The following is a 10,895-nucleotide window of genomic DNA, read 5'->3' as shown; positions in this document are numbered from 1 at the left end:
CTCCCGCTTGCGGGAGGGGTGCGTTACTGGGCAGGCATCAAGATGCTACGTCTTAGGAATTCTTGCCGCTGCCACGAGCACGCCCCTCCCGCAGGCGGGAGGGGATGGGGGAGGGTAATCGCCAAGTAGCCCGCCCCCCGTTAATCAATTCGCCTTCCGCCCACTCGCGAACTTCTTGCTCTTCCCAAACCGCGTCTTGCGTGTCCCCGGCTTGCCCTCGTTGGAGCGGCCCATGATCGGCGCCTTCTGCTCATGCACCGGCAGGCCCAGTTCCTCATTCTCCAGCTGGCGGATTTCATCGCGCAACCGGCCTGCTTCCTCGAACTCGAGATCGGCGGCCGCCTTGCGCATCTTCTTTTCGAGCTCCTCGATATAGGCGCGTAGATTGTGGCCGACCATGTGCGGCCGGTCCTCGTCGATCGGCACCGTCACCTGATCGCCGCTGGCGACATGCGCGATGATGTCGCCGATCTGACGGCGGATTGTCTGCGGTGTGATGCCGTGTTCGGTGTTGTACGCCATCTGCTTCTCGCGACGCCGCGAGGTTTCCAGCATGGCGCGTTCCATCGATCCGGTGATCCGGTCCGCATAGAGGATCACGCGGCCGTCGACATTGCGCGCTGCGCGCCCGATCGTCTGGATCAGCGAGGTCTCGGAGCGCAAAAATCCTTCCTTGTCGGCGTCGAGGATCGCGACCAGCCCGCATTCGGGAATGTCCAACCCCTCGCGCAGCAGGTTGATGCCGATCAGCACGTCATAGACGCCCAATCGAAGGTCGCGGATCAGCTCGATACGCTCCAGCGTCTCGACGTCGGAGTGCATGTAGCGAACCTTGATCCCGGCCTCGTGCATATACTCCGTCAGGTCCTCGGCCATGCGCTTGGTCAGCGTGGTGACGAGGGTGCGGTAACCGAGCTCGGTCGTCTTGCGCGCCTCGATGATCAGGTCCTGGACCTGTTCCTCGACCGGCTTGATCTCGACCGGCGGGTCGATCAGCCCGGTGGGGCGGATGACCTGTTCGACGAAGACGCCGCCTGTCTGCTCCATCTCCCAATTGCCGGGCGTGGCCGAGACGCTGACCGTCTGCGGGCGCATCGCGTCCCATTCGTTGAAGCGCAGCGGCCGGTTGTCGATCGCGGAGGGCAGACGGAAGCCATATTCGGCCAGCGTGATCTTGCGCCGATGGTCACCGCGCGACATGCCGTTGATCTGGCCGATGGTGACGTGACTCTCGTCGACGAACAGCACCGCGTTTTCCGGCAGATACTCGAACAAAGTGGGCGGCGGCTCACCGGGCAGGCGGCCGGTCAGGAAGCGGCTGTAATTCTCGATGCCGTTGCAGCTGCCGGTGGCGGCGATCATCTCCAGGTCGAAGTTGGTACGCTGCTCCAGCCGCTGCCGCTCCAGCAGCTTGCCCTCGATCTCCAGTTCTTTCAGCCGTTCGGTCAGCTCGAATTTGATCGCCTCCGTGGCCTGCTTCATCGTCGGGCCGGGCGTGACATAGTGCGAATTGGCGTAAATGCGGATCGAATTGAGGCTGGCGACCTTCTTGCCGGTCAGCGGATCGAACTCGACGATCTCCTCAATCTCGTCACCGAAGAAGGACACGCGCCAGGCCGAGTCCTCATAGTGCGAGGGGAAGATTTCCAGATTGTCGCCGCGCACCCGGAAATTGCCGCGCATGAAGGCGGCGTCGTTGCGCTTATACTGGAGCGCGACGAGCTTACGGATGATCTCGCGCTGGTCGACGCTCTGGCCCTTTTTCAGGTCGAAGATCATCGCCGAATAGGTTTCGACCGAGCCGATACCGTAAAGGCACGATACCGAGGCGACGATGATCACGTCGTCGCGCTCCAGCAGCGCACGGGTTGCCGAGTGGCGCATCCGGTCGATCGACTCGTTGATCGAGCTTTCCTTCTCGATGTACGTGTCGGACCGGGGCACATAGGCTTCGGGCTGGTAATAGTCGTAATAGCTGACGAAATATTCGACCGCGTTGTTGGGAAAGAAGTTCTTGAACTCCCCGTACAGCTGCGCCGCCAGGATCTTGTTGGGCGCCAGGATCAGGGCGGGGCGCTGCAACTCCTCGATCACCTTGGCCATGGTGAAGGTCTTGCCCGAGCCGGTGACGCCCAGCAGCACCTGATCCTTGTCGCCTGCGCGGGCCGCCGCGGTCAGCTCCTGGATCGCGGCGGGCTGGTCGCCGCTGGCGGTATATTCGGTGACGAGCTCGAACTGCTTGCCGCCTTCGGCCTTTTCGGGGCGCGACGGGCGGTGGGGGATGAAGCTGACCCCGGTTTCGGGCTCGTCGAGGGTGGTGCGGATCTGGATCGCCATGACAGGGAATATGGGTATCTGTTCCCGTTTCGTCACCCCGCCTTCGGCATTTCCGACCAAGGAAACCGGCCGGACCCCGTGGGTCCGGCCGGTCGGCGATCAGCAGCTGCCGAATACCTTGGTGATGACCGTGATGCCCGCGATCGAAATGGTGACTTTCACGCCACGCGGAATCCCGAGTATCGTGCAAATGCTCAGGCAGGCCTGGGCGGCGGTGCCGTCGGGAAACTTGACCGGGATCGGGATGCAGAACTGCTTGCTGATGGGCTTGGGCAGCTCGAGGCAGATCTTGTGATCCTTCACCGTCACGCTGATACAGTGGGCAAGCACCGCCATTTCGCCTGCCTGCGAAAGATCGAAATAGTCTCCGGCTTGTTTGGCCATGAATTCATGGCTTTCCTTGGCATAGGCAAGTGCGTTGGCCACTTCGGTTTCGTCAAACTTATGATAGCTCATCGATTCTCTCCCTGTGCCGAATCTTTTCGGCCTGGAGGATGTACTACCATTCAGTATTAGGAGTCTTGGTCGTCACAGATCTATTGCATCCGAAATATAATCCCTTTCGGATGTTGCGCGACGGAAAAACCAAACTGGATAAAGTCTTTATCTTAAGGCGCGAACTTGTGGCGTATTCAGGCAGCGGCGCATTTCCGCATCATCCGTCCGTCCTGCGACCGGCCGCGTAACGACCGGGCCGATCACGATGGGCTGGCCCAAGGGGGCGGCCGCAAACGTCGCGCCCGGCTGCGCTTGCGAACACCGCATTGCTGCGTCGAGCAGGCGCGGGGGCGTGTCATAGCCCTCATAGGACAAGCGGAACGTGCCCCAGTGGATGGGAATGGCGGTCGAGGCACCCAGCCGCTCGAAAATCTGCACCGCCTGGGCCGGGCCGATATGGCTGCCCGATGCCATCTGGCCGGGCACGAAGCGGAAGGCCCCGATCGGCAATAACGCCAGGCGGACCGGCCCCAGCCTCGCGGCCTCTTCGGGCCAGCGTCCGTCGCCCATGCCCGTGTCCCCGGCGAAGAATATGTTGCCGCCGGGCAGCTTTACGACGAAGCTGGACCATAGCGCGCGGTTGCGATCGGCGAACCAGCGGCTGCCCCAATGATGGTTGCGCGTGACCACCACCGATACGCCCGGCCGGATCGCCTTCTCTCGGCCCCAGTCGAGTGCGGTGGCGGGCACGCCGACCTGTCCGATCACACTATCATTGCCCAGGCTGGTCACGATCAGCGGCCGGTCGCGTTGCCACAATTTCTTCAGCACCGCCTGGTCGAGATGATCGTAATGATTGTGGCTGATGACGACCAGATCGATCTTGGGCAGGTCGTCGAACGCGATACCCGGCTTTGCCACGCGTTTCGGGCCGAAGCCGAAGGGGCCGGCGCGCTCGGCATAAATGGGATCGGTCAGGATGTTGAGGCCCTGGGTCTGGACCAGCACCGTCGCATGGCCGATCCAGGTTGCAACCATGCGCTGTCCGTCGACGTGTGGCTGCGGCTTGCTCTGGCGCACGGGAACCGTCTCGGGCCAGGCGGGGCGTCCGTCGTTGCCGGTCAACTGGCTCCACAGGAAACCGCGACGCCCGCCGCGCTTGGGCATGCGGAAGGTATCGGCATCGCCATCGGGATTGAAGAAGCGCGCCCCGTCATAATGGCCGCTCTCCAGTCCTTCGTAATAAAGCCGGTCGAGATAATGCGGCACGATCGTCGCGGCCAGGCCGATCAGGATCAGGATCAGGGCAAGCCCCTTGGCGATCCACCGCAACGCCGTCATGCCATGGTGAGCCCGCCATCGACCCGGTATTCCGAGCCAGTGACATAGGCGGCATCGTCGGACAGCAGGAAGCAGGCGACGCCCGCGACATCCTCGGGCTTGCCCAGGCGGCCGAGCGGCACCGCCTTCGACACCTTGGCCTTGTATGCGGACAGGTCTGCATCGCTCATGCCGCCGCGCGTGTGGAAGCGGGTTTCGGTCGCGCCGGGGGCGACGACGTTGACCCGAATCCTACGCGGCGCGAACTGGGTGGCCAGGCTGCGCGCCGCTTGGCGGATGGCCGACTTGCTGGCGGCATAGACCAAGGCATCCGCGCGTCCGCCGCCGACTGTGCCCGATCCGATGAGCAGGATCGCGCCGCCATCTTGGATCACCGGGCTCAGCGCCTGCGCCTGCAACATGGGGGCGCGGACGTTCAGGTCGAAATGCTCGTCGAATTCGTCCGCATCGATCGCATCGAGCGTCTTGAACCGGCCGATCCCGGCATTGAGGAAGGCACCGTCCAGCCCTTGCGGGGCGAAATCGCGTACCGCGTCGACCAGGGCCGCCGTCGCATCGGGGTCGGCGGCGTCATGCGTGAGGATCGTCGCACCGGGCAGCGCGGCCTGAGCCTCCGCGATATGATCGGGGCTGCGTCCGGTGGCGAGCACCCGTCCGCCCTCCGTGATCAAGCGCTGCGCAGTGGCAAGGCCGATTCCCGAGGTGCCGCCGGTGACGAGAAAATGCCGGTCGGAAAAGCGCATCGCGGTGCTCCTGAAATCAGCGGGGTGCCCGCGCGACGCGGGCCTGCCACAGCATAAGAAGCGGGACGACGCCCAGTTCCATTACCAGCCCGAACCGGTGCCCCACCGACGGCGCGCCCATGCTGGCCCAGGACAGCACCCGCGCCAGCCCGCCCCCGACGACCAATAGCCCAAGCAGCCGGAACCGCGCGCCCTTGCACTCGATCGCGGGCACGCAGCTGGTGAAGGCGAGGCCCAGCGCGAAGAAGATGCCGGAGACATAGCGGAACTGGCTGTCCAGATCTGTCGGGATGATGGGGGCGTGACCCAGCCAGCCGGGCCCGCGCACCACGCTGATCCCGCCGATGCTCAGCGGCACCAGGCAGGCGATGGCGACGACGACCTGAAGCGCGCGCCGTTCGGCCTGCGAAGACATCAATCCAGGATTTCCTTGCGGACGTGAATGGCGCGCAGCGAAATGCGCACCTCGATCATGAAGGCGACCAGGCACAGGGTCAGCAGGCAGACCGACAGGATGAAGGCCAGCGCGATCCAGGTGCCGATATGGAATTTGCCCAGGTTGGCGATGAACAGGACCGCGATGACGATGCAGGCCATGACCGCGCTCGACACCGCCAGGAACAGGGCGGCGTTGATGATCGACATGCGCCGGTCGAGCAGCCGCAGCTCCCATTTGTGGCGCAGGCGCTCGGGCCCGTCATCGACCTTGTGGATCATCATCTCCAGCCCGCGCGCCCGGTCGATCACCCGGGCCAGCCGCCCGGCCAGCACGTTCAGCAATTGGCCGATCGCGGCGAGGAGGAAAACCGGCGCCAGCGACAACTGGATGGTCTGGGCGATGGTGGTGACGGCGGGCAAAGTGGGCATCGCCGCAAATGGTGGCGGTTCGGGCCCGGTGGGGCAAGGGGGAATGCGGCTTCGGCGTTTGGGGGCTATCCGGGAGTGATGTCTTGGGAAGCCAATCACCTTCCTCCCCTTGCAGGGGAGGCGGCAGGCCGGAGGCCTGACGGAGGGGTGTCCCGGTCGGCGAAGAAAGATCGTTCATGCGTGCGGTGACACCCCTCCACCATGCCGAGCATGGTCCCCCGCCCCTTACGGGGGAGGAATGAGGGGCAGGCCAGACGTCGTCGCGTCGTTACGCCCGGGCGAGCATCTTCTCGGCGCTGGTCTTTACGAAGTCGCCGATCGGCCCGGCCATCATCGACAACATCATCGGGATCGCCACCGTGCCGCGCAGGGAATCGTCGGCGATGTTCATGTCAGCCTTCACCGTTTGGCCCATGGCGATGATGGTCAGCATCAGCCGGTCATCGGCAGGCCATTCGGAGGTCACCTGGCCGCCGCCGGGGATCTTGGATTCCAGCTTGGGCAGGCCCTGTTCGATGCGGCGCCGCGCTTCGGCATGACCCAGGGTGTGGGGGATGTCGAAATTGACCGATGCCATGACGCGCAAATCTTTCCTGAACGGGGACAATCGCGGGCGGAGTGGCGCGTGCTGACGTAAGCGTCAAGCGTTGTGCGACGAATGACGTAGCGGGGAGGGGTGCCGACCGCGTTGGGGGGATGGAGCGGGTAACGGGAATCGAACCCGTGTATTCAGCTTGGAAGGCTGCTGCACTACCATTGTGCTATACCCGCTCAGATCCTCAGATCCAGCGCCGTGGTCGACCCTAGCCGATCGGCGGGGATGGTGGAAGGGACTGGATTCGAACCAGTGTACGCTCACGCGGGCAGATTTACAGTCTGCTGCCTTTAACCACTCGGCCACCCTTCCGGGGTGTCACTCCATCGGAGCGAGGCGGGCCCAATGCCGAAGCTGGCGCGGCCTGTCAACGCCGATTTGTGCATTTTGCATGGATGACGCTTGATCCGCTTGCTTGCATCGCCGGACGATGGGCCATAGCCTTTGACCCAATCAGGACAAATGACCGGGGAATGATCGATATGCGCCCATCCTTGCTCGCTGCGGTGGCGGCGGCTGCCTTGCTGCCCGTCGCCATGGCTTCCGCGCAGGACCGGACCGTCGCCAACCGGCTGATCGACGAGGGCATGAACCACAGCCAGGTCATGCAGACCGTGCAGCATCTGACCGACGTGATCGGCCCGCGCATGACCAACAGCCCGGCGATGCGCACCGCCGAGGGCTGGACCGCCGAGCAGTTTGCGAAATGGGGATTGAAGAACGTCCATAAGGAGGGCTTCGCCTTCGGGCGCGGCTGGTCGATCGAGCGGGCCAGCGTACGCATGGTATCGCCCCGCCCGCTGCAGCTGACTGCGATTCCCATCGCCTGGACGCCCGGCACCAACGGCGCGGTGACCGCCCCCGTCATCGTCGCGCCGATGAAGCGGACACGCGATTTCGACAAATGGCGCGGCCAATTGCGCGGCAAGATCGTCATGGTATCGATGCCCGGCACCGGCGACGAGCAAACCAGCGCCCCCTTCCGCCGCCTGACCGGCGAGGACATTGCCAAGCTCGATGTCTATGTGCAGCCCGAGCACGATCCCGACAGCGCCGATCGCCGGATGAAGCGGCTCGATTTCGCGCAGAAGCTCGACGCCTTCCTGAAGGCCGAGGGCGCGGTCGCCTATGTCACGCAAAGCTATCGCGACGGCAAGCTGGTGCACGGCGAAGGCTATCTGTTCGGGCGGGGCGAGACGCCTGCTGTCCCCGGCATCGAACTGGCCGCCGAGGACTATCGTCGCCTCGCGCGCCTGACCAGGACCGGCCCGGCCCCGACGATCGAGGTGCTGAGCGACGTCCGCTACGACGACAGCGACGTGAATGCGTACAACATCATCGCGGAGATTCCCGGCACCGACCCCAAGGCGGGCTATGTGATGGCGGGTGCGCATCTCGACAGCTGGGTCGCGGGCGACGGCGCCTCCGACAATGCCGCGGGCAGCGCGATGATCATGGAGGCCGCGCGTATCCTGGCCGCCACCGGCCAGCGCCCGAAGCGCACCATCCGCTTCGCGCTGTGGTCGGGCGAGGAGCAGGGCATCCTGGGCTCCATGGCTTATGTCGAACAGCATCTGGCGTCGCGCGGTCGGCCCGACGATGCGCCGCAATCGGGCCTGAAGCGCTATTATGGCTGGACCAATCGCTGGCCGATCACGCAAAAGCCCGGTTACGGCGACCTCGCCGCGTACTTCAACATCGACAATGGCTCGGGCAAGCTGCGGGGCATCTATGCCGAGAACAATCCGGCGGCGGTGCCGATGCTGAAGGAATGGCTGTCGCCCTATGCCGCGATGGGCGCAGGTAACGTCGTGCAGCGGACGACCGGCGGCACCGACCATGTCTTCATGCAGGCGGTCGGCGTGCAGGGGTTCCAGTTCATCCAGGACCCGCTGGATTATGGCAGCCGCACGCATCACAGCTCGGCCGATACCTTCGACCATCTGAAGGCCGACGACATGCGCCAGGCCTCGGTCGTGCTCGCCGGGGTCTTGCTCGCGGCGGCGAATGCGGACAAGGCGTTGCCGCGCCCGCCGGTGCCGACGCAACCGGCGACGACCAAACCCTTTGACTTTACGGACAACGACGACTGATGGCACGCCGAGGACATCGCCCCAGCCAGGCTTCATCCAACCGCCCCCGCTTCTGGGGACGGCATGCGGTGACGGCGGCGCTCGCCAACCCCAACCGGACGGTGCGCAAGATCTGGGGCACGCGCGAGGCGCTGGCCGCGCTCGACCTGCCGCCGGTCCTGCCGGTCACTTTTGCGGATGCCGCCGATCTGGGCCGCCTGGTTCCGTCCGACGCGCCGCATCAGGGCCTGGTGGCCGAGGTCGATCCGCTGGAGGATATCTGGCTGGGCGACCTGCTGCATGAGGTGCAGGACAATCAGCGGCCGCTCGTCGTGCTCGACCAGGTGACCGACCCACACAATGTCGGCGCGATCCTGCGATCGGCCGCCGCCTTCGATGCGGTGGGCATCGTGACCCAGGACCGGCATGCGCCGCCCGAATCGGGCACGGTCGCCCGCTCGGCCAGCGGCGCGCTGGAGACGGTGCCGTGGGTGCGCGTGGTGAACCTGGCGCGCGCGCTGGAAGAGATCGCGGAAGCGGGCTTCTGGCGCATCGGCCTGACCGGCCATGCCAACCAGACGCTGGCGCAGGCGATGGGTACGCAGCGTATCTGCATCGTGCTGGGTGCCGAGGGCGAAGGCATGCGCCAGAACACCGAGGCGCATTGCGACGAACTCGCCAAGCTGCCGATCAGCTCGAAGGTGGAAAGCCTGAACGTCTCGAACGCAGCGGCGATCGCGCTGTACGCCGTGGCGGCGCGATGATGGGACGGGCGGCGGGGTTGGTCCTGCCGCCTTTTTGGCGCGCGGAGGGTGGAAGTGGCAAGCGCCAAGCGTGCGCTTCGACTTCGCTCAGCGTGAACGGCTGTTGGTACGCGTGGCCATCATTCCATTCCTCCGTTCAGCCTGAGCTAAGTCGAAGGCCACGGGATTAGGGTTCGCGCGGAGACGCGAAGGCGCGGAGATGGTGTGCCTGGCCGCAAGGCCCCTCTACCCTCGCGAGCCGCCCAAAAGTCTGCCGGTCGTGATGGCAGGCTCCGCTTGCCCCGCTCCGGACATCTCCGCGCCTCCGCGTCTCCGCGCGAACACAATCTCTTGGATAAGCCGGAATGCCACCCAACAGGACGGCATCTCTGCGCCCTCCGCGCCTCTGCGCGCAAAAAAAGAGGCGGGGCCGAAACCCCGCCTCCGACGTTCCGACGCAATGCGCCGTCAGTCCTCCGCCGCGATCCGCACCCGCATCCCGTCCTGCGCCGTGCCGAAGGGCAACTGGCACGACAGGCGCGACGTCGCATCCCGGTCGCTGGTCGAATCGAGCAGGTCATCCTCGTCCGGGCCGATCGCGGGCAGCGTGTCGACAAAGGCCGGGTCGACATGCACATGGCAGGTCGCGCAGGAACAGCATCCGCCGCACAGCGCCAGCAGTTCGTCGACACCGGCGTCGCGAATGACTTCCATCACCGACAGACCGGCCTCGCCGTCGATTTCGCGTTCTTCCCCGTCGCGGGTCACGACGATAAGCTTGGGCATGTCCATTCTCCTTGTCGGCCCTGATGTTGAAAGCGCCTCTGCCGGGCCTGAACGCGCGGATCAAGCATCATGGGGCTGAGCGCCGAACAGATTCGTGACAGCATGGACGCGCTCGCAGCCGCCGAGCCCGCCATCGCCGCTGCATTGCAGCGGATCGGCTATCCCGCGCCGCGCATTCGGGCGCGCGGTTATGCCACGCTGGTCCGCACCATCCTGGGCCAGCAGGTCTCGGTCGCCTCGGCCGATGCGCATTGGCGTCGGCTGCATGAGCTGCTCGGCGATGCGAGTGACCCGACCCGGCTCCACGGTGTCACCGATGAGGAACTGCGCGGAGCGGGCATCTCGCGGCAAAAGGCGGGCTATCTGCGCAGCTTGGCCGAGGAGGTGACGAGCGGCCGCCTGAACCTGTCCGACCTGCCCAAGGACGACGAAGAGGCGATCGCCAAGCTGGTCGCGGTCAAGGGTATCGGTCGCTGGTCGGCGGAGGTCTATCTGCTGTTCGCGGAAGGGCGTACCGATATCTGGCCCGCAGGTGACCTTGCGGTGCAGATCGAGATGGGCCGCATCCTGGGACATGACACGCGTCCGTCGGAGAAACAGGTCCGCGCGCTTGCCGAAGCCTTCCGCCCCCACCGCAGTGCGCTGGCGATCTTTACTTGGCACCATTACGGCGCCGGGGCCGACGCCGCCCCGGTGTGAGGATCAGTGGCGGTCGGGCGTGTGACGCGTCGCCACGCCGACCAGGACCGAGGTCGAAAGCAGGATCGAGGAAACCAGAGCGCCGACGGCAAGCAGGCCGCTACCTGTCATGCGGATGTCTGCGCTCGCGCGGCAGTGGCTGCCCAGTCGAATAGTGAATCGTGCGCGGTTCTGGCTGGATGATCCCATGGTCGGCCAACGTACGAAATATATCCTGGTTCAGGGACGGCGGCGCGAGCAAGGCACGAGGAACAGGACCCGCCCCCTGTGTACC

11 protein-coding genes and 2 tRNA genes are annotated in these 10,895 nt (G+C 65.1%); 3 read left to right on the top strand and 10 right to left on the bottom strand.

Annotation, left to right across the window (positions count from 1 at the left end):
- Positions 1-144 precede the first annotated feature (144 nt).
- From uvrB to SB4_RS14100, 9 genes are all read right to left on the bottom strand, one after another.
- Positions 145-2,337 carry an excinuclease ABC subunit UvrB gene (gene uvrB, locus SB4_RS14140; protein WP_058753073.1) on the bottom strand — a complete coding sequence of 731 codons (2,193 nt, stop codon included), beginning with the start codon at positions 2,335-2,337 and terminating at the stop codon, positions 145-147.
- Between the two features lie 99 nt (positions 2,338-2,436).
- Positions 2,437-2,793: a hypothetical protein gene (locus SB4_RS14135; protein WP_058753072.1), complete on the bottom strand. Its 357-nt coding sequence runs from the start codon at positions 2,791-2,793 to the stop codon at positions 2,437-2,439.
- A gap of 147 nt (positions 2,794-2,940) precedes the next feature.
- Positions 2,941-4,116, bottom strand: coding sequence for an MBL fold metallo-hydrolase (locus SB4_RS14130; protein ID WP_058753071.1), 1,176 nt, complete (start codon positions 4,114-4,116; stop codon positions 2,941-2,943).
- Positions 4,113-4,859 carry an SDR family oxidoreductase gene (locus SB4_RS14125; RefSeq protein ID WP_058753070.1) on the bottom strand — a complete coding sequence of 249 codons (747 nt, stop codon included), beginning with the start codon at positions 4,857-4,859 and terminating at the stop codon, positions 4,113-4,115. Before SB4_RS14125 ends, SB4_RS14130 begins: the two co-directional genes overlap by 4 nt.
- Positions 4,860-4,875: 16 nt before the next feature.
- Positions 4,876-5,274 carry a DUF4345 domain-containing protein gene (locus SB4_RS14120; protein WP_058753069.1) on the bottom strand — a complete coding sequence of 133 codons (399 nt, stop codon included), beginning with the start codon at positions 5,272-5,274 and terminating at the stop codon, positions 4,876-4,878.
- The gene (locus SB4_RS14115; RefSeq protein ID WP_058715716.1) at positions 5,274-5,726 is read right to left on the bottom strand and encodes a DUF2721 domain-containing protein; all 453 of its coding nucleotides are present in this window, start codon (positions 5,724-5,726) and stop codon (positions 5,274-5,276) included. Before SB4_RS14115 ends, SB4_RS14120 begins: the two co-directional genes overlap by 1 nt.
- A 268-nt stretch (positions 5,727-5,994) precedes the next feature.
- On the bottom strand, positions 5,995-6,303 hold the full coding sequence (locus SB4_RS14110) for a polyhydroxyalkanoic acid system family protein (RefSeq protein WP_058715717.1): 309 nt from the start codon (positions 6,301-6,303) through the stop codon (positions 5,995-5,997).
- A 120-nt stretch (positions 6,304-6,423) separates the two neighbouring features.
- A tRNA-Gly gene (locus SB4_RS14105) sits at positions 6,424-6,497 on the bottom strand.
- A 50-nt stretch (positions 6,498-6,547) separates the two neighbouring features.
- Positions 6,548-6,633: transfer RNA gene (locus SB4_RS14100), tRNA-Tyr, on the bottom strand.
- A 170-nt stretch (positions 6,634-6,803) separates the two neighbouring features.
- Between SB4_RS14100 and SB4_RS14095 the strand changes: the two genes are divergently transcribed.
- Both SB4_RS14095 and rlmB read left to right on the top strand, forming a co-directional pair.
- Positions 6,804-8,414 (top strand): M20/M25/M40 family metallo-hydrolase, encoded by a 1,611-nt coding sequence (locus tag SB4_RS14095; protein WP_058753074.1) that lies wholly within the window; start codon positions 6,804-6,806, stop codon positions 8,412-8,414.
- A complete protein-coding gene (gene rlmB / locus SB4_RS14090) occupies positions 8,414-9,157 on the top strand; it encodes a 23S rRNA (guanosine(2251)-2'-O)-methyltransferase RlmB (RefSeq protein WP_058753068.1) in 744 nt (247 codons plus the stop codon). Before SB4_RS14095 ends, rlmB begins: the two co-directional genes overlap by 1 nt.
- A 447-nt stretch (positions 9,158-9,604) precedes the next feature.
- Here the strand turns inward: rlmB and SB4_RS14085 are convergent, their stop codons facing one another.
- Positions 9,605-9,922, bottom strand: coding sequence for a 2Fe-2S iron-sulfur cluster-binding protein (locus tag SB4_RS14085; protein ID WP_058715782.1), 318 nt, complete (start codon positions 9,920-9,922; stop codon positions 9,605-9,607).
- Positions 9,923-9,991: 69 nt separating this feature from the next.
- On the opposite strand from SB4_RS14085, the gene SB4_RS14080 reads away from it, so the two are divergent.
- Positions 9,992-10,621 (top strand): DNA-3-methyladenine glycosylase family protein, encoded by a 630-nt coding sequence (locus SB4_RS14080; RefSeq protein WP_058753067.1) that lies wholly within the window; start codon positions 9,992-9,994, stop codon positions 10,619-10,621.
- The last annotated feature ends 274 nt before the right edge of the window (positions 10,622-10,895 follow it).

It is taken from the genome of Sphingomonas sanguinis (genome assembly GCF_001476905.1).
GTDB lineage: Bacteria > Pseudomonadota > Alphaproteobacteria > Sphingomonadales > Sphingomonadaceae > Sphingomonas > Sphingomonas sanguinis_B.
Note: the sequence above shows the minus strand (reverse complement) of the source record. Positions and strands in the feature narration are given on the sequence as shown.